Origin of the sequence: Roseofilum capinflatum BLCC-M114, from assembly GCF_030068505.1 — a bacterium.
In the GTDB taxonomy this organism is placed as follows: Bacteria; Cyanobacteriota; Cyanobacteriia; order Cyanobacteriales; family Desertifilaceae; genus Roseofilum; species Roseofilum capinflatum.
This window is the reverse complement of the sequence record NZ_JAQOSO010000092.1, coordinates 130,871-153,773: the sequence shown is the minus strand read 5'-3', so window position 1 is coordinate 153,773 and position 22,903 is coordinate 130,871. Positions and strand designations below refer to the sequence as shown.

The window sequence follows — 22,903 nt, the reverse complement described above, 5'->3', positions numbered from 1 at the left end:
ATGGTTTATAGTGCTACTGAACCTCTGAATTGATGATCGATCGCCATCTAACCCTTCGCAAAGTCTTATTCCTGTTGTCCATAGGGGCGATCGCCCTTCTGGTTACCGCTACCCCTGTATTTGCCCAAGATCTCCCCAATAGCACGGGATTTAACCCCCAAGAACTACTCCGCTCTGCCCTAGAAAATATCCAAAACCTCGGCCCCATCGGGGCGATCGCCTTTATCCTCCTCTACATTATCGCCACCGTCGCCTTCCTCCCCGGCTCCATCGTCACCCTCGGTGCAGGAGTCGTCTTTGGGGTTGTTTTCGGTTCCCTCTACGTCTTTATCGGCGCAACCTTCGGCGCAACTGCCGCCTTTCTCATCGGACGCTACTTAGCACGGGATTGGATTGCCCAAAAAATCGCCGGGAACACCAAATTTAGTGCGATCGATCGCGCCGTTGGTGAAGAAGGCTTAAAAATCGTCCTTCTCACCCGACTCTCTCCCGTCTTCCCCTTTAACCTGCTCAACTACGCCTACGGTTTAACCCAAGTCACCCTCAAAGATTACTTCATCGGTTCCATTGGCATGATTCCCGGCACAATCATGTATGTTTATATTGGTTCCCTCGCCGGAGATCTAGCCACGATTGGCACAGGCGATCAACCCTCTAACCCAACCATTACTTGGACACTGCGGATTATTGGATTTATCGCCACCGTCGCCGTTACCCTTTATGTCACCAAAATTGCCCGAAAAGCATTGGATGGAGCAATAAACAATGAACAATGAATAATGAACAATTTTACAGCACTTTGCTCTGTTATGGAATACAGGGTTGAACGCTCAAAACCTTTTGCCACAAGACTTTTTCCTTTTTCCTCTTGCCTTTTGCCTAGCGCGAAGCGCTGTATCTGTTTTCCCTCATCCCCCAGCCCCCTTCGGCTTCGCTCAGGGCAAGCCTTCTCCCACAGGAGAAGGGGAGAAAGTCCCTCTCCCAAGGGAGAGGGATTTTCCGCAAAGCGGACATGAAAGGGAGAGGGAAAACTCTCATTTGTCCTTTATTGCTTAACACAATGTCATCCCTAAATTTACATCCCATGGATCAATTTAACCAACAGTTAATTGATCAGGTTCATCCCCCAGATTGGGTCAATCCCACCCCCGCCGATCGCTATGATTTAGTCGTCATTGGTGCAGGAACCGCCGGGTTAGTCGTTGCTGCGGGAGCTGCCGGATTAGATTTAGGCTTAAAAGTCGCTTTAGTCGAAAAGAATTTAATGGGAGGAGATTGCTTAAACCTTGGTTGTGTGCCCTCAAAATGCGTGATTCGCTCCTCTCGCGTCGTGCAAGATATCCGCAATGCCCCTAATTTTGGCATTCATCCCTCCGAGGAACTTAACATTAATTTTGCCCAAGTGATGGAACGGATGCGAAAAATTCGCGCCGGCATTAGTCACCATGATTCTGTACAACGATTCCAGAGTTTAGGAATTGATGTCTTTTTAGGAGAAGCGCAATTTAGTGGGAGTTCGCGGGTTGAAGTAGCGGGGCAAACCCTACCGTTTAAAAAAGCAGTGATTGCCACCGGTGCAAGGGCAGTGCGTCCGCAAATTCAGGGTTTAGAAGAAGTGGGATTCTTAACCAATGAAACCGTGTTTAATCTCACTGAATGTCCCCAACGATTAGCCGTGATTGGGGGCGGCCCCATTGGTTGTGAGTTAGCCCAATCCTTCCATCGATTGGGCGCTCAAGTGACGTTATTTCACAATAAAGAACATTTGTTAGACCGAGAAGATCCCGATGCAGCCGAGATTATTCAAAACCAATTTGAGCAAGAAGGGATTCAATTGGTTTTAAGGAGTGAAATTGGGAGAGTCGAAGCCAGTCCAGAGGGGAAAATAATTCATTTTTCAACTCAAGGGAGCAGTCAATCTTATAGCTTAGAAGTCGATCAAATTTTAGCCGGTGCAGGTCGTGCGCCTAATGTGGAAGGACTGAATTTACAAGGGGTTGGGGTGGACTATGACCGCAAAGGGGTGAAAGTGAATGATTATTTGCAAACGACTAACTCGAAAATTTATGCGGCTGGCGATATTTGTATGAATTGGAAGTTTACCCATGCAGCAGATGCGGCGGCGAGAATCGTGCTTAAGAATGCTTTATTTTCTCCCTTTGGGTTAGGAAAATCGAAGTTAAGCGATCTGATTATGCCTTGGGCAACTTATACCGATCCAGAGATTGCCCATGTGGGACTTTATGAACGGGAGGCACAAGAGCGGGGCATAGAAATTGAGACGATTAAGGTCTTAATGAGTAGTGTAGACCGGGCGATCGCCGATGGGGAGACCGAAGGCTTTGTGAAAATCCATTATCGCAAAGGTTCGGATAAGATTGTCGGTGCGACTATCGTAGCTCGTCATGCGGGGGATATGATTAGTGAAGTGACGACGGCGATCGCCGCTAAAATCGGTTTAAGTCAACTCTCCAGCACCATTCATCCCTATCCCACCCAAGCCGAAGCCATCAAAAAAGCCGCCGATGCCTACAAAAAGACCCTCCTAACTCCCAAAACCAAGAGCTTCCTCCGCTTTCTGACTCAACTCTCCTAGAGAACATACATATCTTTGATTTTCCATCCTCCTATCTTCCCTATCCCCTTTTTCGGTATCCTAGAGGATGGTTAGCTTTTATCGATATACCATGCCTGTTACCGAGCCTCCATCCGCGATCGCCCCCTCCCGAAATTTCCCCCTCACTGCCGTCATTGGCCAAGAAGCCATCAAACTGGCGCTCCTGCTGGCTTCTGTCGATCCGGGATTAGGGGGAGTGGCGATCGCCGGCCGTCGCGGTACAGCCAAATCCGTCATGGCTAGAGCCATCCATGACCTGCTTCCCCCCATCGAAATTGTCAAAGACTCCTTCTGGAACCAACCCCCCCAGGATGCCGAACATCCAGAAGCGGACGCACCAGAAACTGAAATTATCCCCGCCCCCTTTGTGCAAATCCCCCTCGGTATCACCGAAGACCGGCTCTTAGGCTCAGTGGATGTGGAAGAATCGGTCAAACAAGGAGCCACCATCTTCCAGCCGGGACTTCTAGCCAAAGCCAATCGAGGCGTTCTCTACGTGGATGAAATCAACCTCCTCGATGACCAAATCAGTAACCAACTGCTCACCGTTCTCAGTGAAGGACGCAACCGCATCGAACGGGAAGGCATCAGTATTGAACACCCCTGTCAAGCCATCCTCATCGCCACCTACAACCCCGAAGAAGGCGGACTCCGGGAACATCTCCTCGACCGAATTGCCATTAGCCTCTCGGCCGATGGGGTTCTCGGCCTCGACCAACGGGTAGACGCGGTAAACCAAGCCCTATCCTACACCCAATCCCCCCAAGCCTTCCTAGAGAGCTACACCGAAGAAATTGACAACCTGAAAACCCAAATTTTACTGGCGCGGGAATGGCTCAAAGATGTCACCATTAGCCCGGAACAAGTCTCCTACCTGGTAGAGGAAGCCATCCGGGGAGCCGTGCAAGGTCATCGCGCTGAACTCTTTGCCGTCAAAGTAGCCAAAGCAGCCGCAGCCTTAGAAGGACGCACGGAAGTCAGTGCCGAAGATTTACGCACCGCCGTCCAACTGGTGATCGTGCCCAGAGCCACCGTGATTCAAGCCCCTCCACCGGAAGAACCCCCACCGCCTCCCCCTCCCCCGGAATCTTCCCAAGATCAAGATGATCAGAATGATGAGGAGCAAAATCAGGATCAAGATCAAGAGGAAGACCAAGAAGAACCCCCAGAAGCCAATGAACCGGAGGAGCCAAGTATCCCCGAAGAATTTGTCTTCGACCCGGAAGGGGTGGTTCTCGATCCCAATGTTCTCTATTTTGCCCAAATGGCCAAACGGCAAGGAAAATCGGGCAGTCGTACCCTGGTATTTACGGACGATCGCGGCCGCTATGTTAAACCCATGTTACCCAAAGGTAAGGTGCGCCGTATTGCCGTCGATGCCACCCTCCGCGCAGCCGCCCCCTATCAGCAAGCTCGACGCGCTCGTAACCCCCACCGCCGGGTGATTGTGGAATCAGGGGATGTGCGCTCTAAACGGTTAGCCCGCAAGTCAGGGGCGCTGGTGATTTTTGTCGTAGATGCGTCGGGTTCCATGGCCCTCAACCGGATGCAGTCGGCCAAAGGTGCGGTGATGCAACTGCTCACGGAAGCCTATCAAAATCGCGACCAGGTGGCGCTGATTCCCTTCAGAGGGGAGCAAGCGGAGGTGTTGTTACCCCCCACCCGTTCGATCGCCTCTGCCCGCCGTAGACTGGAAGTGATGCCCTGTGGCGGCGGTTCTCCCCTAGCCCATGGCTTGAGTACCGCCGTGCGGGTGGGCATGAACGCCCAACAATCGGGGGATATCGGTCAAGTGGTTGTAGTGGCAATTACGGATGGTCGCGGTAATATTCCCCTGGCTCGTTCCTTGGGCGAACCCATGGAAGGGGAGGAAAAACCGGATATTAAGAATGAGTTACTAGAAATTGCCGGCCGCATTGGTGCGTTAGGGATTAAGTTATTGGTGATTGACACCGAGCGCAAGTTTATTTCCACCGGGTTTGGTAAAGAGTTGGCGAAAACTGCCCGTGGTAGTTATTATCACTTGCCCAAAGCCACCGATCAGGCGATCGCCGGAGTCGCCAAAAGTGCGATCGCCGACATCAAATCCAAATGATCGGTCAGGTCAAGCCTATATCTTACAAAATTACATGAACCATTGTGGGTTGCGATGTTGGTTCTGGGTAATGCTTAACCTCTATACTGGACAGAGTAAAGTTGTGTTTAAGCATAGACACAAACTGTTCAATATCATGAGCCGCTAACTCTGGAACTTCCTCCAATCTTCCTGGCCTCATCTGATTAATATCATTCAAAAATATACTCACGCCATATCGAGCCAGTCCTATCATTTTCTGACAAAAAGCAAAATCAGACTGCTTCTGATCGGTTTGCTTTACTGAACACACCTGAACCTTGACTTGGCTGTAAGGTGGGCAAGGTCTAATCACACAATTGAAGATTTTACTTTAAAACTTGCCCACCCTACGATCTGCGAAGGATTATAATCTGGACGTTAGAGCCGTGCGAATCTGAGCCTGTACCTGGTCTGGGGGTAAATTGGCATCAATAGGAATGATTCGCTCTGGATAGGTTTGGGCGAGGGTTTCAAAGCCCTGTTTAACGCGATGATGAAAGGCTAGATCGGCTTTTTCCATGCGATCGGCCTGACCCCTTTGGCGCATTCGCTGGAGTCCTGTTTCCACATCCACATCTAACCACAGGGTAATATCACTCTCGATGCCTTGTGTGGCAATGGGATTGAGTTGATGGATTAACTCTAGACTTAAACCGCGCCCATAACCCTGATAGGCAACGGTAGAATCGGTAAAGCGATCGCATAAAATAATTTTTCCCGCCTTCAGCGCCGGTTGGATCAACTCCTGAATATGTTGGGCGCGATCGGCGGCATACAATAATAACTCTGGGGTATCATGAACCCAAGCATCCGCTAACAAAACCTCTCGCAGTCGTTCGCCTAAAGGTGTCCCCCCTGGTTCCCTGGTAATCAGAATCTCTTGAGAAAGCCAAGATCGAAGCCAATCAGAGGTTTGCTGGATTTGAGTCGTTTTTCCTGCGCCCTCAATTCCCTCAAACACAATTAACTTGCCCAACCCAGAGGAAAAACGCTGTAATGGTTCCACAATCATAGTTTTTTTGCGATCGTATGAATCCCATTCATCCTCTCATCTCAACAAGAGAGAGAATGACTGGTAAGATGAGTTTCGATAATATAGTGAAAATTATCTGTGTTTTACGTCCGGAGTGTTTTATGGCTCGGTACACTTGTTTATTTACAGTAGCGCTTCCCAACAACAATCTCCGGCAGTCGTTGATTGAGATTCTCAAATCTTTGAATATTGAGGTTCAATACGATACAGCCGAGTACCTCATGGGACGCGAAAAGCCTGGCAAAGTCGCCTTTGGCAAATTAGTCACCGTGGAAGTGTTAATTGATAACACAACCGCGACTGAAACGGAAATAAAAATGACCTTAGTGGCCAAAAACGAAGAACTGCCCTTACAAATGGACAATCACTGCCATCAACTGTTCCAACAGGTTAGCGAGCAAATTGAAGGAAGCAGTCAATTAAAGTTGATTGATACCGTTCCTGGATAGGCGGATGGTCACTCCTGAGTCAGGAGTAATCAGAAAATCATTGCTTGAGCTGCTCTTGTTCTTTGCTGAAGGGACTAGGGAAAAGGGAATCGGGAAATCGGGTTTTACCCAAAAATAGACAGCCAGGGTTGACCCATTACCCATTACCCATTACCCATGATCGCCACTACATATCATCCTCACCCATCATACCTGGACTAATTAAGGTAATATCGAATTCATCGGAGGCTGGAGTTGTGGGGACGTTTTCCCGGACTAACAGATAATAACGGGCTTGGACTTGGGGGCCAAAGACAATCTCATCTTCGTTTTTGAGGTCGTGAGTGGGGACTTTCTTGCCATTGACCACAATTCCATTGGCGCTACCTTTACCCTTGAGATTACCATCAACAATTCGGTAATAGTAACTCCCATCTTCTTTGGGTAACCGGACTAAGGTGGCATGACGACGAGAGACAAACTGGGAGTACAGACGAATATCGCTCTGTTCATGGCGACCTAGGGAGTAAACTGGAGCTTCGAGGGTGAATTCTCGCCGTCCCTTATCGTCTTCAATGATGAGGAGATGATTTTGGTTGGGTTGGGCAGATGAGGTTTCGGTCATTATTCAGCGTATACCTATTCAATAACATCAATAAATTAGGGTTGAGTCCTGATTTGGGCGATTTTCGGGATAGGGTCAAGGACAAAAAGCCTGATTAACCGTATATATCCGGATTCCTTTTCTAGTTTAAACGGTCTGGATTAAGATAGTGGCCCGATTTGAGAGTCTTTTTTGGGAAAACATAAGTAGACTATCTGGGTAATTGCGGCCCTGATGTGGGAATACAAAGTCACAATTCTAATGGATGGGAGCCAGATTGTGAAGTCGGGTAATGACGGCGCAAGAGGAGGGAGTTGGTGACGACACTGATGGAACTGAAGGCCATGAATGCGCCGGCAGTGGCTGGAGAGAGGAGTATGCCGAATTGGGGGAGTAGAATACCGGCAGCGAGGGGGATTGCGAGGATGTTGTAGGCAAAGGCCCAAAAGAGGTTTTGGCGAATTTTGCTGAAGGTGTCTCGACCGAGGGTGATGGCTTGGGGAAGGTCGGTGAGCCGATCGCCGATTAAAACCAGTTGTGCGGTATCCATGGCTACTTCGGTGGCACTCTGGAGGGCGATACCGACATCGGCTTGAGCCAAGGCAGGGCCGTCGTTGATGCCATCTCCGACCATGGCAACGCGGGCAGATGTTTGTAACTTAGCGATCGCCTCTGCTTTGGCTTCGGGTTTGATTTCTGCCTGTATTTCGTGGCTTTTAAGTCCGAGTTTTTTGCCTATGGCTTGGGCGGTTTCTTGGCGATCGCCGGTTAACATCATCACTCTTAAGCCCATGTTTCGCAAGGTGTCTAGGGTTTCTTTGGCTTGGGGACGCAGGGGATCGATGATGGCTAACCATCCGGCCCAGGTTCCGTTGAGGGCGATCGCCACGACGGTTTTACCTTCTTGCGCCAGGCGATCGATCTCCTCTGTATTCGCGGGTAAAACAATGCCCTGTTGTACTAACCATTCCGGGGTTCCCAGGAGTACCCGTTGTTGCTCTACCCAGGCTTGCACGCCATAACCGGCAACAGTTTGGAAGCCTTCCGCCGTTGGTAAGAGTAATTCTCGCTCTTTGGCTGCGTCTAAAATCGCACGGGCGAGGGGATGGTTGGTTCCCTGTTCGACGGCTGCGGCAATGCTGAGGAGGCGATCTCCTGTCCAACCTAAGTCAGGATTGGGAATACAATCGGTGACTACGGGCGTGCCTTGGGTGAGGGTTCCGGTTTTGTCAAAACTGATGAGGTTAATGCTGTTGAGTTGTTGTAGGGCTTGACCTCCTTTGATGAGGATACCTTGTTTTGCCCCAATACCCGTGCCCACTAAGATGGCGGTGGGGGTGGCTAACCCTAGGGCGCAGGGACAAGCGATGACTAAAACGGCGATCGCCAATTTTAAGCTTAATAGGACGGGAGAATAGGCAGTTTCACCGGTTACCAGAACATGAGGCCACAGTTGCACCCCCACCAGTTGCCAGAAGAGAAAGGTTAAGGTGGCGATCGTCATGATGCCATACACAAAGTAACCGGCCACCCTATCCGCCAGTTGTTGAATGGGCGCTTTGCGGGTTTGGGCCGTTTCCACCCATTGGATAATTTGCCCCAGGGTAGTGTCTGAACCGACGCGGGTGGTTTCCAGAGTCACCAGTCCTGACTCATTCACCGTTCCCGCGCTGACGAGATCTCCCCCTTGCTTGGCTACGGGGATGGCTTCGCCAGTAATCATACTTTCATTCACCGTGGTTTCTCCTCCCACGATGCGCCCATCCACGGGAAAGAGTTCCCCCGGTAGCACGCGCAACCATTCCCCCACTTTGACGGTTTCGGCAGCAATATCCACAGCCGTTTCATCGGTACTTGACCCCACGGGAATGAGGTGCGCTCGCTTCGGTTGCAGGGCTAAGAGGGCGCTGAGATCGGCGGCTGCTTGGCTTCTGGCTCTGGCTTCTAGGGTACGACCGAGGAGAATAAAGCCGAGGAGCATCACCGGTTCATCAAAGAAGCATTCCCATCCGGTTTGGGGAAAGAGGAGGGCTATGGTGCTGGTGGTGTAAGCGGCGATCGCCCCCAAGCCGACTAAACTATTCATATTGGGGCTATTGTTCCACAGTCCCCGCGCTCCTTCCAGGATAATGGCTCGCCCAGGAAACAAGAGGGCGAGGGTGGCTAAACCCCAGTGAAAGACCATGGAACTGAGCAGGGGTAAATGGTGAAAGCCATGGCCGGTAAAGGAGAGGAGCAATAGGGTAGCGGCGATCGCCAGTTCTTTTTGATGCGCTTTCAGTTCCTGTTGATACCGTTGTTGGGGAGAAAGTGAGGAATTACCGAGGTTTTCCGGCGATCGCAGTTGGCTCGGAAATCCCGATTCCGTCAGTTTTTCAGCTAATTGAGCGCCATTGACAGTTCCACTCTCATATTCCACCGCCGCCACCGCCGTAACTAAATTCACACAAGCAGACCGAACCCCTGGCTGTTGAATCAGTTGCCGTTCCACCGCTTGCACGCATCCAGCACATTTCATTCCCGTCACATCTAAGGTGAGGGTTTCGAGGCATAGGGCATCTTCCGGGACTGGGGTTTGGGAAACAGAAACAACTTGCATAGGCTGCTCTAGAACTCTCCACGACGATCTCTGGTCTAGTTTAGAGCAATTTAGAGCAAGCCCACTGAATTGAACATTAAAAATGTACTTGACTTTCCAACTCATCCGATTTAAACCAATCGGTAGGGTTGAGGAACAGTTAGCGACAAGCAGAGCCTGCCCACCTTACTGCTATATAGCCGTTCTCGAATAGATTAGATACATCTTTAGACCCCCTCCCACTCCGAGAGAGGTTTGGGAGTGTAACTGCTTATTTGGATTTGATATTACCGAAAATTTGGGTTTAGAGCAACGTCCTTTTAGGACGGCTTTTGAAATTTCAAGGTTGTCAAGTCAACTTTTGGTGCGCTATACTAATTGAACTCCAAGCACGTTTGCTGAACGTGCTTGGAGTTCAATTAGTCGGTTTTACAATAACTGTAAACGCAAAATACCAGGGAAAAAAGGCTATCCTCAGTTTAAGAAGTTTAGTCGCTCTGTTGAGTATAAGCAATCTGGGTAGAAACTTCTTGACCCTAAAACTGTTAAGTTCACCGACAAGAATAATATAGGCGTTCTTAAGTTAGTAGGAACGTGGGATTTAGCTTATTTTCAAAAGTCTGATATTAAACGAGTCAGACTGATTAGACGAGCGGACGGTTATTATTGTCAATTTGTGCTTTCTTGTGAAGTCAAAGAAGAGGTTAAACCATCAGGTAAGTGAATTGGCTTAGATGTGGGTTTGTCTTCTTTTTATACGGATAGTGAGGGGAACAAGGTAGAGAATCCTCAATTCTTGAGAAAGTCTGAGAAACGACTAAAAACGCTTCAAAGACGTTTATCCAAAAAGACAAAGGGGAGTAAAAATAGACAAAAAGCTAGACAAAGATTAGCTAAAGCTCATCTTAAAATCAGTAGGCAACGTAAAGACTTTGCTGTAAAGTCAGCCAGGTGCGTAGTTCACTCTAACGATGTGATAGCTTATGAAGATTTAAGAGTTAAAAACTTAGTTAAGAATCACTGTCTAGCTAAAAGTATAAATGATGCGGCATGGCATCAATTTAGAGAATGGATAGAGTATTTTGGGATTAAATACGGCAAGATAACAATTGCTGTCTCACCCAACTACACTTCTCAAAACTGTTCTAAATGCGGTGAAATGGTGAAAAAATCTCTATCAACAAGAACCCATGTATGTACTTGTGGTTGTGTATTGGATCGAGACGAAAATGCAGCCATCAATATTTTGAAAAAAGGACTAAGTACCGTAGGGCATACGGGAACTTTTGGGCTAGACCCAATAAACGCTTGGGGAGAGAATACCTCTACTTTCTCAGAAGTAATTCTGTCTAAGCAAGTAATCTCCGTGAACCAAGAATCCCCGTACCTTTAGGTCGGGGAGTGTCAATTCATATACTTGTCAAACCAAGCAATCATTTTTTCCGGATTGTTACTAAAATAGTTATAACCATCAAAACGTCTTTTAGTTCCCTCAATCCAGAAAATCTCTTTCTCTTCAGATGCTAATAAATCGAACGTGGTTTGACCATCTTTTGGGTTATCCGTCCACATATCATCAAGCACCTGACTGATAAAAACAGGCATTTTCACAGAAGGTGCAAAGAGATGAGGAGTCATTTCACTATTTTTGAACCCACCGAGCTTCACTTGCTCAAAGTCAATCACATCCATATATTCTCCAACCCCTTGGAGGGTAGCAAAGGCGGTCATCAAAGCCGTCATAGAAACAGTCAAAGGACTCATCATACACTTGACATTTTTGAATAATTCTGGGAATCTATGAATAGCTTCATATTGGGCATTTCCCCCCGTGCAACGACTGAGTAAACCAATCGTCATGTTTTGCAGTTCAGGGTGAGAATCAACATATTTTTTGACTCCAACACAATCTCTCCATTCATAGCGTCCAATCCCGCAAATGCCCCCATTAGCCGTGCCACTATTGCCATGATTGCGTAAGTCGTAAGCTAAAACATTGTATCCAGCATTAACTAAATGAGCGTAAGCCTTAACAAAATCAACCTCAAGATCATCGACATCACTCCAAGGCTGACCCCAGTGGCCGGTGAATCCAGAACGACTCATGGGCATGGGATGATTGGCAATAATTAATTTGTCAGAATCTTTAGCACGAATCAACCACCCTTCAAGGGGGACACCATCATCAGAGGGAAAGTAAATATCTTCGTAATCTGTAATCCCATATTCATCAGGTTTTTTATGAACTGGGGTTCTAAACATCGGGCGCACAGCAAACTCTGCTAGGAATTTGATGGTTTTTAGCTTATCTTCAGGAATGTTTTGTGTAGTCATGAGTTGATGAGGTGTAATGAATCGGAAATTCAAGCAAGTATACTTACTATGGTTCCTATGGTATTATAGCTTATCCTTATTTTATCGTCGAGCATTTATGATATAACCTATTAATATTTTGTGTATTTTTTTGTTTTTGTTGAATATTCAGTATTTCTTCGGTTCTCTAGATTGGAATATTTTTATCATCGCTTACATCATGGAAAACTATAATAATATCACTCCCTCTCTGACAGGAGAGGGGGCACAACGGACTTGGATCTGACGAGGATGGTGTATCCGCTTGGTGTGCCCGATTTTCTCGACCGGGATGGAGAATTTTATTGGGCCATTTTAAGGAATGTCGTTAGCCCTCACCCTAGATTTGATTTAACCAATCGGTTAAATCTTCAACCGAATTAAAGTCTAGTAAGGCTTCTGCCAAATCTTCTACTCGCTCAATATCTAGAGCTTTGATTTCGGTTTCCAGTCCAGAATCAATGTCTCCCAACTTACGTTTAATCTGACGGAGAATTAATTCCTTCTCTCGGATGAAGCCCTGTTCAATGCCTCGCTCGATACCTCGCTCAATACCTCGCTCAATTCCTTTTTCCATCCAACTGGTGATAATTTCCATACCTGACTCCTGTTCCGATGGGGTAAATGTGCTAATTTCCTGTTCAAATTCTAGCTCTTCTGAGCGATTCAGCTTGAGATAGGTATCCACAAATCCTGAGATTAACTGCATCCGGGCTGGATCTAGCTTCAATGTGGTTAATAATCGTAAACATTGGGCCTTGACTTTGGGTCTATCTTGGGGGGCAATTTTCATTTTAGCCATTAAAGCAGAAGCGATGGGATTGGGCTGATTGAGAAAATCGCGCCAATTGAGGCGATTGAGTTGCACGACCTGATAGTTAAATTCTAAAACGTTTAAATCAGGGAAGGTGACTTTATATTGATTTTTGGCTTCTTTGAGCGGTGTATCATAGGAGAAGAGGACGATGGGATAAACGGGTAAGGCGAATTTTTCATGTAAGCGAGCAAAATAGACAAACATTCGTTGCTCAAAGTCCTTTTGGGAAGTGGCTTGGGCTTCTATATGAATGAGAAAATAAGAGGGTTTGCCGCGAAACTGGACTTGGGCGATTAAATCGCTTTCATGTCTCTCGCCTTCGGTGACATCAGTAAATACTTCTTTGTCGAGTAAAATTATAGATTGTGTGTCGATATAGTGGATGACTTGAGGGAAGAATAATTGCAGGAATTCGACAAAAAAAGTCGAGAGGAGTTCCTTAAATAATCGATCGTGGTCAATCATGAGAGCCAGGAGAAAATAGGGAGGATGATCCAGATGATGAATCTTAAATCTACTCATCAATCGATGGGGGCACAACGGACTTGGATCTGGCGAGGATGGCGTATCCGCTATACCTATATTCGCAGTTTATCGCGCTTGGAGGCGATCCCGATTGTGTTTTTGCATGGGTTTGGCTCTAGTTTTGCCCAATGGCGCTATAATCTGCAACCCTTGAGTGAGTTTCATTCGGTTTATGCTCTGGATTTACTGGGGTTTGGGATGTCGCAAAAGGCTCCAGAGCGCTATGGTTCGCCGTTATGGATGGCTCAGGTGTATGAGTTTTGGCGGACGATGATTAAGCGCCCGGTGATTTTGGCGGGACATTCTTTGGGGGGTTCGGTGGCGCTGGCGATCGCCGATACTTATCCAGAGATGGTACAAGGGTTAGTATTGTTCACAGTTCCCCCTTCCCGCGAAGAGTTGTTTGAGTCTCCAGTGCAAGCTAACCTTGCATCTCTCGAAGGGCTACTCACGCCTAAGTTTCTACTGGTTCCTCTGTTTCGTCTCCTGTTTTATCCCCCTTTGTTGGTTCCCTTTGTGCGTCAAGGGTTGCGCTCGGTTTATGTGAATAAGGATCGGGTGGATGAGGAGCTAGTGAACAGTATTGCTACCCCTCCGCAAGATCCGGGAGCGGTGGATGTTCTCTGTCGTCTGTTCCTGTCGAAAAATGATCGGGAGTATACCCCCCATGTGGGGCGGGTGTTTCCCCGGCTACAGATGCCCATCTTGCTGGTTTGGGGCAAGCAAGACCCCATTTTTTCAATTGAGCAGGGGCGCTTATTGGCTGCCCAAAATCCCCTGGCTCAGTTGGTGGAAATTGAAGCAGCCGGACATTGTGTTTATGATGAACAACCGCAAGAGGTGAATCAAGCGCTGGTAGAGTGGATTAGATCAATGAACAATGAACAATGAACAATGAACAATTAAACATGGGTAGGGGGTTGTTAGGATGTCAAAACCGGTGATTATTGCCCATCGGGGAGCGAGCGGATATCGTCCGGAGCATACCATAGCGGCTTATGAGTTGGCGATCGCCCAAGGTGCGGAGGCGATAGAACTAGATATTGTCCCCACTAAAGACGGCGAGCTAGTGGTGCGTCATGATTCTGAATTAAGCGACAGCACCGATATCATCAGCCATCCGGAGTTATCCCATTATCGAACCACTAAAACCATCTATGGGCATACCCTAGAGGGTTGGTTTACGGAAGATTTAACCCTAGCAGAAATCAAGACTTTACGCGCCAAAGAACCCTTTAGTTTTCGCTCCTCTGATTATGATTTCCAATATCCGATTTTAACCCTGTCGGAAGTTTTGCAATGGCATGAAGTCAGCCAACAGAAACTACAGCGCCCCATCACTCTCTATATCGAAATTAAACATTCCCATTATTTTCGCAGTATTGGGTTACCCATTGAAGATCGATTAATCGAATTACTGAACAACAAAGGCTATAAATTTTCCCTAGACCCAATTTTAATTCTATCCTTTGAAATCGAAAGCTTGCAGTATTTGCGCTCTTTAACCGGTTTGCGTCTTATTCAACTGATGGCACAAGCCGAGGATCAACCCTACGATCGCATGATGAAGGGGGATTCAGTCACCTATCAACAGTTGCTCAGTATTCCCGAATTAACTAAAATCGCCCAATATGCCAGTGGTCTGGGATTACATAAAGAACTATTGTGGTCAAACGGTAGACAAGATTTAGTGAAGCAATGTCACGATCTGAATTTAACCGTCAATGTCTGGACATTTCGCCGTGAATCTCAGTTCGTTTTACCCAATTTTTCTGGGGATTGGCAGCAAGAAATGTACGCATTTATGAATTTGGGTATTGATGGTTTAATTACCGATTTTCCAGATGTCGATCTATAATTAAATCATCCTCAAGTGTCAGCCGCCCATGAAAACCGACACCCTGTTCTACAAAGTCTTCCAAGATTTCCCTGAATTCTTCTTTGAAGTATGCGGACTGCCCTCCAGTACCGCTAACCTCTATACCTTCAGCTCCGTTGAAGTCAAACAACTGGCTTTTCGCTTAGATGGACTTTTTCTCCCCAGCACTCCTAACCCAGAACTCCCCTTTTACCTCACGGAAGTCCAATTTCAACCGGATGAGACTCTCTACTATCGCCTGTTTAGCGAACTGTTCCTCTACCTCAAACAATACCAACCTCCTCACCCTTGGCAAGTTGTGGTGATTTACCCCAACCGCAACATCGAACGGGAAAATGCCCTCCACTTTAGCACTCAACTGCTGCTTCCCCAAGTGACACGCATTTACCTGAATGAACTGCCCCAAAGCTCCCTAGGGTTGGGGGTGCTTAAGCTAATAATAGAGAAAGAACAGACAGCGCCCCAATTGGCTAAAAGGCTGATTGAACAAACCAAAAGCCAATTGAGCGCACAACAGGTACAGCAAAACCTGATTGATTTAATTGAAACGATTATTGTTTACAAATTGCCGCAAAAAAGCCGGGAGGAAATAGAAGCCATGCTAGGACTGAGCGATATCAAACAAACGAAAGTGTATCAAGAAGCGTTTACTGAAGGGGAACAAATTGGGCAACAAGAGGCTAAATTACAAGCGATTCCTCGTATGTTCAGTTATGGACTTCCTGCGGAGGCGATCGCCGAATTACTGGATTTACCCCTAGAAACGGTGACTGAGACTCTTGCTCATTTAAAGCAGCCGGAGTAAAGGGGAAGCAACCCTAGTGCCGTGACAACCCTAAAATGGTGGGTTACGGCGGATTGATAGATTGCTGTCAGAGTCTAGATTTTAGCCGCCTAACCCACCCTGTGCTAATGCACTATTTTAGCTGTGTCACGGCACTAGGGTGCGTTCAATAACGCACCCTAAAACCTTCATCAACTTCTGAGGGTGACGCTAAATTTCTCGACTAAGGCATCTCGTACCTGTTGATGGATGGGTTCTACATCGGCATCGGCTAAGGTGCGATCGCCTGCTCGATACACGAGACGAAAGGCTAAAGAGCGTTGTCCTTCGGGTACATTTTCCCCTTGATACTGATCGAAGACTTCGATAGATTCCAATAAGGATGAGCCTTTCGGTTGTCCTTTCGCTGCTGCTTTCGCCATCACCTTCTCAATGTCAGCGACGGAAATTTGGCGATCGGCAAAGAAGGCTAAATCGCGATCGCTCCCCGGATACGTGGAATACCCTTGATAAATCGGTTGCAGCTTCTCATCCTGTTCCAGTGTCGCCAAAATTACCTCTAAATCCAGCTCAAACCCATACACTTCATCCGGAATATCCAACTCCTGACACAACTGGGGATGAAGTTGGCCAAAGGTTCCTAACCGTTCCCCTTGCAACCACAAGGAAGCGGTGCGCCCTGGATGAAAGCGCTTATCCTGTTGATGGGGTTGATACTCGACCTGGGTTTGGGCAATGCCTGAACCGGGTAGAATACCCCCTGGAGTCGATAATCCCACCCGCTCAAACACTGCCTCTAAAAGCCCTTTAGCTTCATACCAGCTTAGGGTTGCCGGTTTGCCCCCGCGCACCCAATTGCCCACACTCGCAGCACTAATGATACCCGCTACAGAGTCCGCTTCCATGAGTCCATCTTCATCACGCCAGAAGACTCTGCCCATTTCAAAGCCATTTAGGGGGCCATTTCCTTGTTCTAAATTGTACTGAAATGCCAAGATCAGGTTCGATAATAACTCGGTGCGGAGGGTGGAGTATTCCGTAAACAGGGGATTGGCGATCGCCACCTGAGTGGAATCTGCCGAAAGCAAACTATCTTGGCGCAGATGACTGAGACCATAGGAATAATGCATCACTTCCGTCAAGCCAACTCCTCGCAGAGCCTCCCGCAACTGCCGCGCAATCCACTCATCAGCCGGTAGATAGCCCGGTTCCGATTGGGCGGGTAGGGTTTCACAGAAGTTATCATAGCCATACAAGCGAGCCACTTCTTCAATCAGATCGATTTCCCGCTCTAAATCACGGGTGCGATAGGGGGGAATCGTGACCAACCAAGTCGGGGCGCTCCCTTCGACTCCGCTCAGGGAGCTGGCTGAAGTCTCTTGTCGTTCCAGAGTACAGCCCAAAGCCGTTAAAATCCGTTCCACATCTTCCGGTAGCAGTTCCCCTTCCTCTGGTTCAGCATCGGGATCTCCGGGATTGGCTAACGGAGAACCTAACACCTGTTTGACGCGATCGCAACGCAGGGAAATTTGCCGATCCCAGGTTTGGCGATCGCCTCGAAAATCCGCCATATCTCCAGCCACCACTTGCCCAGAAGCCAACTCTTGCAACAGTTGAATCGCCCGTGCTGCCGCCACTTCCAACTCCGCCGGATTTACCCCACGCTCATAGCGGGCAGAAGCCTCAGTTCGCAGTCCTTGAGAGCGAGCAGAACGGCGAGTGACGATGGGCGTAAAGAGGGCAGCTTCGAGTAAAATGCGGGTAGTTTGGTCATGGACTTCTGTGGCTTCTCCCCCCATCACCCCCGCGAGGGCTACCGGTTGGTCATTTGCCGTAATCACCAGAGTATCCGACTTCGCCCCAGTCCCCAGATTGCGAGATTGCCCATCGAGCGTCACCAGGGTTTCCCCAGTGCGGGCAAAGCGTACTCCAAGGGTAGGGGATTCTGTGTTGGTGAGGGTGAGGAGGCGATCGTAATCGAAAGCATGGAGCGGTTGCCCCCATTCCAACAGCACATAATTAGTGATATCCACCACATTATTAATCGGGCGCACCCCCGAAGCCACCAAGCGCTGCTGTAGCCAAGCCGGAGAAGGCATCAGTTGCAGACCTTCAATCACCGTACCGATATAAACTGGACAAGGATAAGGGCTATCATTCTTCGTCTTCCCGCCCTGTTCATCCAGCTTCACCACCACCTTCCCATTCTGCCCAGGGGGATTAAACGGCTCCAGCTTCGGCAATTTCAGCGCCGCACCTGTGAGCGCCGCCACTTCCCTGGCAATACCCACCAAACTCAGAGCATCAGCGCGGTTAGCCGTCGAAGTCAGATCCAGAACCACATCATCCAAACCCAACAGGGGACGCACATCAGCCCCCAGGGTTAAGTCCTCTTGGGTAAAAATATGAATCCCGTCCGATTCTTTTTCCAGTCCCAATTCCGACAGAGAGCAAATCATGCCATGAGATTTCACTCCCCGCAGTTTCGCCGGTTTAATCTTCAAGTCAATTTGGCTCAGATAAGTCCCCACCACTGCCACCGGGACACGAATTCCCTGGCGAGCATTAGCCGCTCCACAGACAATATTCAGGGGTTCATCCGCGCCAACATTAACTTGACAGACTTGAAGCTTATTGGCATTGGGGTGGGGTGCAGCTTCCACAATTTCCCCAATTACCACTCCGTCCGCCCAAGTGCGGCGGTCTTCAATGTCTTCCACTTCAAAGCCTGCCATGGTCAAAGTATGAGCGAGTTCATCGGCAGACAGGGTAATATCGACGAGTTCTTGCAACCAGTTCAGTGAGATACGCATGGGATGGGGGTTTGTTCTCTAAAAGTCTCTCTCAATCCTTTGTTTATTGTGCGCTCCTACCGGCCCCTTTGCCAAGATGGGCGCGTCGGGACAGGAGAATGGGTTGATCGGCATTAATGATAAAATACCAGGAAAATAGGGAAATTGCCTAAGAACTATTAGTTTATCGTCGATCGTAAAAAAGGAAGATTACATGGAAACTATTTCAAAAAATGAATACGCCGATCTAATTGATGAATTAGTCGATCGAGCGCTTGAAAATAATCAGCCGATTTTATTACAAGGTTCTGCCGGTAATGCTATTGTCATTAGTGAAACAGATTGGAATGCGATTCAAGAAACTTTATATTTACAATCTATACCGGGAATGTCTCAATCCATTAAAGAGGGTGGACAAACGCCCGTAGAAGATTGTATTGATGAATCAACCATTAGGGACATTTTAAATGGATGAAATAGAGGAATGGGAGATCTTATTTACTAAGCAAGCAGAAAAAGATTCTAGAAAAATAGCATCTGCTGGGCTAGGGAAGCAAGTGACCAAGATTCTGGATGTAATCAAAGAAAATCCTTATGCTACCTATCCTCCCTATGAAAAACTAAGCGGAGATTTGCAGGGTTACTATTCTAGAAGAATTAATATTCAGCATCGTTTGGTTTATCAAATATTACTAGAAGAAAAAATCATAAAAGTTATCCGAATGTGGACACATTATGAATCCTAATCTGGAAAACTCGGTGGTGCTGGGTAGAGGACACAAGCATCGTAGAGGGCGGTAAAATTGGCCAAGGTCAATACCCCAAGTCTAACTCTTCTGCTTGAGCCGTAAGTTCTTCGAGAGCTGCTTTTTGAGACCGTTCAACTTTCTGCTTATAGTTCATCAGTTCTTCAAATAAAATTCGTTGACCCCGACCCAATTTGCGGTAAGGAATTTCATTTTTGTTGATGAGATCTATGAGAAATGGACGGGAAACATTGAGTAGGTCAGCAGCTTGCTGGATCGTTAACTCAGCATTGACGGGGATAATGGTGACTGCTTTACCTAGGGCCATCTGTTCGAGAATATCGAGAAGGAGTCGAACTGCTGTTGGCGGAAGAGTCAGTTCTCTCTCAATGTCATCATCACTGGTTACTGTCAGTTGTAATGGCTTTTGATTGGGAATTAGAGTCGCAAATGTCCTGCTGGCCTCTCTTGCTATCCGTGCTTCTTCAGCAGTGGGAATCGTGGTTGATTGATTAATGCTCATAGCAAGCCTCCCATAGTAGCCCTCTCTTGTTACCTCTAGTCTACCTACAGCCGTGATTTAATGCTACTGAGCATTTTGTTGTCAGTATAACCTGATTTCTCGGCAGTAGGATGTAGTAAAATGTTACCCCAACAGGGATAAACTGAGGAAAATTCATCGATGCAAATTACAATCAACTTACCGCCAGACCTCCAACAAGACCTCATCTGTAAAGCGGAGCGATCTAAGAGCTGATTCCCGAAGTCGTTGAAAGTGCCTAACAGCAAGAGGTTCACTAAAATACTAAGTTGTTCCCTATCAAGGCTAAAACCATTGATATATAAGGATTCCAGCCTTTTTAAGATTTCCTTTAGGAATTAAACTCTATTCATTACAATGGAGGGCGAGATCGCCCCCCACCCCATACCCCGTATAAGGTCGCTTATAGGGCGGCTGTAACCCTAAAACAATATCCTCCCTCGGCACTCCCATGGCCACCAACTCTTCTCCCACATCACTATCCGTCGCGTTCTGCTGTAACCAGATTTGCCCGTCTCGAATATCGAAATGTAACACTGTATAATAGATTCGCTTCAAATGTTTCCACCCCACCCGCATCAGTTGATAGCGATCGCGCTCTACATCGAAACACAGTAAACTCTCCACCTCGGCCGTATCCTGACTGTAATGACTATGTTCCGTTAGGAGTTTTTGAATACAGTCTCGATAGTGCCCTATCTTATCCATTGCACAACCTCCTCAAAAACGGGATCGTAAACTAACAACTTAACTTGATTTTGCCGAACAGCAACCTGCGCTAGACGACTCTGGAAAAAACTTTCGTAGGCCTCAACTGGAACTGCAAGATAAAGCGATCGCTCAGGTTCATTCACATCCAGCATAATTCGGTAATTTTAAAATTGCCCCAATGCTGTATGAAAATCACTAATCGCTGAAGGACTAATAAAACTCTTAATCTCCACCGCAATTTTTTCGTTTTCCCGTTCCGCAGCAATCAGTCGTTCTGCGGCTAGATCGATTTTAACCGTAACTTCTTCCCAATCCAACTCTAGGGGGTCATCTGTAATTTGCCAGCGATCCTTGAGCAACGCTCGTTTGACCGCTTCATGGAAAATATCTCTGGCAGACATAAATCGTTGTTACTGATTAACGCTGGTGTCAATCACAAGTTTTTGCTCACATGAGCCAATATATAGCAGATACGCCATCATGAGGGAGTTGGCATGGCGATCGCCTATGATTGGCTCAAGATGCGAATGGGTTCATCGGTATTGATTATAAAATCATAGTAAAATAGATAAATTGCCTGATGACCATTAGTTTAGCGTCGATCGCAAAAAAAGGAGATTTAATGGAAGCCACTTCAAAAAATGAATACGCCGATCTAATTAATGAATTAGTCGATCGAGCGCTTGAAAATGATCGGCCGATTTTATTACAAGGTTCTGCCGGTAATGCTATTGTGATTAGTGAAACAGATTGGAATGCAATTCAAGAAACTCTGTATTTACAATCTATACCTGGAATGTCTCAATCCATTAAAGAGGGTGGACAAACGCCCGTAAAAGATGGTGTTGACGAATCAACAATTAGGGACATTTTAAATGGATGAGATAGAGGCACGGCGGTAAAATCTGCCAAAGTCAATACCCCAAGTCTAAGTCTTCTGCTTGAGCCGTGATTTAATGCTACTGAGCATTTTGTTGTGAGCATAACCCAATTTCTGGGCAATAGGATGTGATAATAAAATATCACCCCAACAGGGATAAACTGAGGAAAATTCATCGATGCAAATTACCATCAACTTACCGCCAGACCTCCAACAAGACCTCATCCGTCAAGCGGAGCAATCCAATATTTCCCTATCCACATTGATTCTGCAAGTATTACGCCACACAATGCAAGCGCCACCCATTTCAGCTTACCAATGGCCAGAAGCGATCTTATCTTATCAAGGAGTCCCTGATTTTCCTGCTTCCGAGTCCTATCGGGATGAACTCATTCCCCCTCACAAACCGGAGCTATTTTAATGCAATATCTCCTTGATACCTGTATCCGCCCTTGAACAGCAGGTGCTTCATCTGTTGGTGCAAGCTATAGCTGATTTAGCGGATATGATATTACAAAAATTTACATTTTTGTTGCATAAATGGGGCGGCCTTGCAGCGTTGAGTGTTTAGCAAGGATGAAATCTTAGGTTTTGATGATGTCGAATCCACCTGTATTGTGCTATAGACGAAGGAAAGGCAGAGGAGTCGAGAATGGGGCGATCGCCTGTTTTGTTCTCCATCCTAGTGTATCCGATAATGCCTGTTTGAGTCTATACTATATTTATTGCCTTTCTGTCACCCCAGAGTTTATGAACTATGATTTAGACCGAAAGCTCAAAGAGTTGGTGCGTCAAGCTCAAGCCCTGAAATTAGGTGCTGAAGATCCAAAGTACCTAGTCAAGCGCAATCATATTTTGACGAAACTCATCAGGTTAATCAGTCAATCAGATGATTTGAGAAATAGTTTGAGAGCCTTAAAACAGAGATTTAAGGAAGATAAGGATTTGGTTCAGGATAGTCTAGATGAATCTTATGCATCTCTTAATCAGGCCATTAACAACTATGAGATTCGCGAAGAATCTGCATTTATGGCTTGGTTTATGAGGATTATTAGAAATCGAACCCTTGATAAACTGCGCCGGAAGCAGCGAGATCAACAGAACAATATATCTTTAACTGACATGAATTTGTATGGTAAAGAGATATCTGATGAAGACAAGAAGCCAATGTCTAATGGTCAGAAACTCAGAGAGATCATTGCCACCGATCTAGAGAAGAAACTCCAGTATAATATAGCCAAGAAGTATCCGGTGACTCTTCAACAAGTTTTACTCTTGAGACTTGAAGGGAAATCAGCACGGGAAATTGCCATATACTTTGGTGTGCAGGCTAAAAACCCAGAGCAAACGGCTTATCGTTGGATTAATTATCTAGATGAACACCCGCAGAAAAAAAAGGATTTCATTGAATATATCAGTCGCTATTTGGATGGCTGGGAAGAGATTCGCGAAGACTATTTGTAAATTGTATGAAATGAGGAATCAGGGAGAAAAACGATG

At 46.9% G+C, this 22,903-nt stretch carries 20 protein-coding genes and 2 pseudogenes; 13 read left to right on the top strand and 9 right to left on the bottom strand.

The genetic code is table 11. The features are described 5' to 3' along the window. Positions 1-32 precede the first annotated feature (32 nt). From PMG25_RS18000 to bchD, 3 genes are all read left to right on the top strand, one after another. Positions 33-776, top strand: coding sequence for a TVP38/TMEM64 family protein (locus tag PMG25_RS18000; RefSeq protein ID WP_283768275.1), 744 nt, complete (start codon positions 33-35; stop codon positions 774-776). Between the two features lie 284 nt (positions 777-1,060). Next, positions 1,061-2,596, top strand: a complete 1,536-nt coding sequence (locus tag PMG25_RS17995) for a mercuric reductase (protein ID WP_283768274.1) — start codon at positions 1,061-1,063, stop codon at positions 2,594-2,596. Between the two features lie 91 nt (positions 2,597-2,687). Further along, on the top strand, positions 2,688-4,712 hold the full coding sequence (gene bchD, locus PMG25_RS17990) for a magnesium chelatase ATPase subunit D (RefSeq protein ID WP_283768273.1): 2,025 nt from the start codon (positions 2,688-2,690) through the stop codon (positions 4,710-4,712). Between the two features lie 385 nt (positions 4,713-5,097). On the opposite strand, the gene tmk is transcribed toward bchD, so the two are convergent. Further along, on the bottom strand, positions 5,098-5,745 hold the full coding sequence (gene tmk / locus PMG25_RS17985) for a dTMP kinase (protein ID WP_283768272.1): 648 nt from the start codon (positions 5,743-5,745) through the stop codon (positions 5,098-5,100). 56 nt (positions 5,746-5,801) lie between these two features. Between tmk and PMG25_RS17980 the strand changes: the two genes are divergently transcribed. Further along, positions 5,802-6,215, top strand: a complete 414-nt coding sequence (locus PMG25_RS17980; protein ID WP_283768271.1) for a hypothetical protein — start codon at positions 5,802-5,804, stop codon at positions 6,213-6,215. A 166-nt stretch (positions 6,216-6,381) separates the two neighbouring features. On the opposite strand, the gene PMG25_RS17975 is transcribed toward PMG25_RS17980, so the two are convergent. Continuing rightward, positions 6,382-6,819, bottom strand: a complete 438-nt coding sequence (locus tag PMG25_RS17975; protein ID WP_283768270.1) for an FHA domain-containing protein — start codon at positions 6,817-6,819, stop codon at positions 6,382-6,384. A 229-nt stretch (positions 6,820-7,048) separates the two neighbouring features. After that, complete coding sequence (locus tag PMG25_RS17970; RefSeq protein WP_283768269.1) at positions 7,049-9,397, bottom strand: heavy metal translocating P-type ATPase; 2,349 nt, start codon at positions 9,395-9,397, stop codon at positions 7,049-7,051. 397 nt (positions 9,398-9,794) lie between these two features. On the opposite strand from PMG25_RS17970, the pseudogene PMG25_RS17965 reads away from it, so the two are divergent. Beyond that, a pseudogene (locus PMG25_RS17965) lies at positions 9,795-10,769 on the top strand (RNA-guided endonuclease InsQ/TnpB family protein). A gap of 11 nt (positions 10,770-10,780) precedes the next feature. Here PMG25_RS17965 and PMG25_RS17960 read toward each other — a convergent pair. Together PMG25_RS17960 and PMG25_RS17955 are read right to left on the bottom strand one after the other, a co-directional pair. Next, positions 10,781-11,710, bottom strand: a complete 930-nt coding sequence (locus PMG25_RS17960) for an alpha/beta hydrolase family protein (RefSeq protein WP_283768267.1) — start codon at positions 11,708-11,710, stop codon at positions 10,781-10,783. Positions 11,711-12,068: 358 nt separating this feature from the next. Further along, a complete protein-coding gene (locus tag PMG25_RS17955; protein ID WP_283768266.1) occupies positions 12,069-13,067 on the bottom strand; it encodes a DUF4351 domain-containing protein in 999 nt (332 codons plus the stop codon). Between PMG25_RS17955 and PMG25_RS17950 the strand changes: the two genes are divergently transcribed. The 3 genes from PMG25_RS17950 to PMG25_RS17940 are packed head-to-tail and all read left to right on the top strand — an operon-like array spanning position 13,044 to position 15,754. Further along, positions 13,044-13,961: an alpha/beta fold hydrolase gene (locus tag PMG25_RS17950; protein ID WP_283768265.1), complete on the top strand. Its 918-nt coding sequence runs from the start codon at positions 13,044-13,046 to the stop codon at positions 13,959-13,961. The genes PMG25_RS17955 and PMG25_RS17950 overlap by 24 nt on opposite strands. Positions 13,962-13,998: 37 nt before the next feature. Then, positions 13,999-14,928: a glycerophosphodiester phosphodiesterase family protein gene (locus PMG25_RS17945; protein ID WP_283768264.1), complete on the top strand. Its 930-nt coding sequence runs from the start codon at positions 13,999-14,001 to the stop codon at positions 14,926-14,928. 28 nt (positions 14,929-14,956) lie between these two features. Continuing rightward, complete coding sequence (locus PMG25_RS17940; RefSeq protein ID WP_283768263.1) at positions 14,957-15,754, top strand: Rpn family recombination-promoting nuclease/putative transposase; 798 nt, start codon at positions 14,957-14,959, stop codon at positions 15,752-15,754. Between the two features lie 170 nt (positions 15,755-15,924). Here the strand turns inward: PMG25_RS17940 and pheT are convergent, their stop codons facing one another. After that, positions 15,925-18,546 (bottom strand): phenylalanine--tRNA ligase subunit beta, encoded by a 2,622-nt coding sequence (gene pheT, locus PMG25_RS17935; protein WP_283768262.1) that lies wholly within the window; start codon positions 18,544-18,546, stop codon positions 15,925-15,927. A gap of 193 nt (positions 18,547-18,739) precedes the next feature. On the opposite strand from pheT, the gene PMG25_RS17930 reads away from it, so the two are divergent. Beyond that, positions 18,740-19,000, top strand: a complete 261-nt coding sequence (locus tag PMG25_RS17930; protein ID WP_283768261.1) for a type II toxin-antitoxin system Phd/YefM family antitoxin — start codon at positions 18,740-18,742, stop codon at positions 18,998-19,000. Between the two features lies 1 nt (position 19,001). After that, complete coding sequence (locus tag PMG25_RS17925; RefSeq protein ID WP_347178875.1) at positions 19,002-19,271, top strand: Txe/YoeB family addiction module toxin; 270 nt, start codon at positions 19,002-19,004, stop codon at positions 19,269-19,271. A gap of 67 nt (positions 19,272-19,338) precedes the next feature. Here PMG25_RS17925 and PMG25_RS17920 read toward each other — a convergent pair whose 3' ends face one another. The 3 genes and pseudogenes from PMG25_RS17920 to PMG25_RS17910 all read right to left on the bottom strand — a co-directional run bounded on the left by PMG25_RS17920 (position 19,339) and on the right by PMG25_RS17910 (position 20,924). Then, positions 19,339-19,794: a helix-turn-helix domain-containing protein gene (locus PMG25_RS17920; protein WP_283768259.1), complete on the bottom strand. Its 456-nt coding sequence runs from the start codon at positions 19,792-19,794 to the stop codon at positions 19,339-19,341. A gap of 363 nt (positions 19,795-20,157) precedes the next feature. Beyond that, on the bottom strand, positions 20,158-20,520 hold the full coding sequence (locus tag PMG25_RS17915) for a XisI protein (RefSeq protein WP_283768258.1): 363 nt from the start codon (positions 20,518-20,520) through the stop codon (positions 20,158-20,160). Next, positions 20,508-20,924: pseudogene (locus PMG25_RS17910) on the bottom strand (XisH family protein). The gene PMG25_RS17915 and the pseudogene PMG25_RS17910 overlap by 13 nt, the downstream one beginning before the upstream one ends. A gap of 179 nt (positions 20,925-21,103) precedes the next feature. Here PMG25_RS17910 and PMG25_RS17905 point away from each other — a divergent pair. The 3 genes from PMG25_RS17905 to PMG25_RS17895 all read left to right on the top strand — a co-directional run bounded on the left by PMG25_RS17905 (position 21,104) and on the right by PMG25_RS17895 (position 22,867). Then, positions 21,104-21,406 carry a type II toxin-antitoxin system Phd/YefM family antitoxin gene (locus PMG25_RS17905; RefSeq protein ID WP_283768257.1) on the top strand — a complete coding sequence of 101 codons (303 nt, stop codon included), beginning with the start codon at positions 21,104-21,106 and terminating at the stop codon, positions 21,404-21,406. Between the two features lie 175 nt (positions 21,407-21,581). After that, positions 21,582-21,824: a hypothetical protein gene (locus PMG25_RS17900; protein WP_283768256.1), complete on the top strand. Its 243-nt coding sequence runs from the start codon at positions 21,582-21,584 to the stop codon at positions 21,822-21,824. Positions 21,825-22,000: 176 nt separating this feature from the next. After that, a complete protein-coding gene (locus PMG25_RS17895; protein ID WP_283768255.1) occupies positions 22,001-22,867 on the top strand; it encodes an RNA polymerase sigma factor in 867 nt (288 codons plus the stop codon). Positions 22,868-22,903: the final 36 nt, after the last annotated feature.

Excerpts from the sequence above, each read along its gene's own strand:
- PMG25_RS17945 (WP_283768264.1), top strand. The coding sequence starts at position 13,999 with ATGTCAAAACCGGTGATTATTGCCCATCGGGGAGCGAGCGGATATCGT.
- tmk (WP_283768272.1), bottom strand. The coding sequence starts at position 5,745 with ATGATTGTGGAACCATTACAGCGTTTTTCCTCTGGGTTGGGCAAGTTA.
- PMG25_RS17960 (WP_283768267.1), bottom strand. The coding sequence starts at position 11,710 with ATGACTACACAAAACATTCCTGAAGATAAGCTAAAAACCATCAAATTC.
- PMG25_RS17955 (WP_283768266.1), bottom strand. The coding sequence starts at position 13,067 with ATGAGTAGATTTAAGATTCATCATCTGGATCATCCTCCCTATTTTCTC.
- PMG25_RS17970 (WP_283768269.1), bottom strand. The coding sequence starts at position 9,397 with ATGCAAGTTGTTTCTGTTTCCCAAACCCCAGTCCCGGAAGATGCCCTA.
- bchD (WP_283768273.1), top strand. The coding sequence starts at position 2,688 with ATGCCTGTTACCGAGCCTCCATCCGCGATCGCCCCCTCCCGAAATTTC.
- PMG25_RS17920 (WP_283768259.1), bottom strand. The coding sequence starts at position 19,794 with ATGAGCATTAATCAATCAACCACGATTCCCACTGCTGAAGAAGCACGG.
- PMG25_RS17980 (WP_283768271.1), top strand. The coding sequence starts at position 5,802 with ATGACTGGTAAGATGAGTTTCGATAATATAGTGAAAATTATCTGTGTT.
- PMG25_RS17975 (WP_283768270.1), bottom strand. The coding sequence starts at position 6,819 with ATGACCGAAACCTCATCTGCCCAACCCAACCAAAATCATCTCCTCATC.
- pheT (WP_283768262.1), bottom strand. The coding sequence starts at position 18,546 with ATGCGTATCTCACTGAACTGGTTGCAAGAACTCGTCGATATTACCCTG.
- PMG25_RS17995 (WP_283768274.1), top strand. The coding sequence starts at position 1,061 with ATGTCATCCCTAAATTTACATCCCATGGATCAATTTAACCAACAGTTA.
- PMG25_RS17900 (WP_283768256.1), top strand. The coding sequence starts at position 21,582 with ATGCAAATTACCATCAACTTACCGCCAGACCTCCAACAAGACCTCATC.
- PMG25_RS17950 (WP_283768265.1), top strand. The coding sequence starts at position 13,044 with ATGATGAATCTTAAATCTACTCATCAATCGATGGGGGCACAACGGACT.
- PMG25_RS17915 (WP_283768258.1), bottom strand. The coding sequence starts at position 20,520 with ATGGATAAGATAGGGCACTATCGAGACTGTATTCAAAAACTCCTAACG.
- PMG25_RS17895 (WP_283768255.1), top strand. The coding sequence starts at position 22,001 with ATGTCGAATCCACCTGTATTGTGCTATAGACGAAGGAAAGGCAGAGGA.
- PMG25_RS17940 (WP_283768263.1), top strand. The coding sequence starts at position 14,957 with ATGAAAACCGACACCCTGTTCTACAAAGTCTTCCAAGATTTCCCTGAA.
- PMG25_RS18000 (WP_283768275.1), top strand. The coding sequence starts at position 33 with ATGATCGATCGCCATCTAACCCTTCGCAAAGTCTTATTCCTGTTGTCC.
- PMG25_RS17930 (WP_283768261.1), top strand. The coding sequence starts at position 18,740 with ATGGAAACTATTTCAAAAAATGAATACGCCGATCTAATTGATGAATTA.
- PMG25_RS17905 (WP_283768257.1), top strand. The coding sequence starts at position 21,104 with ATGACCATTAGTTTAGCGTCGATCGCAAAAAAAGGAGATTTAATGGAA.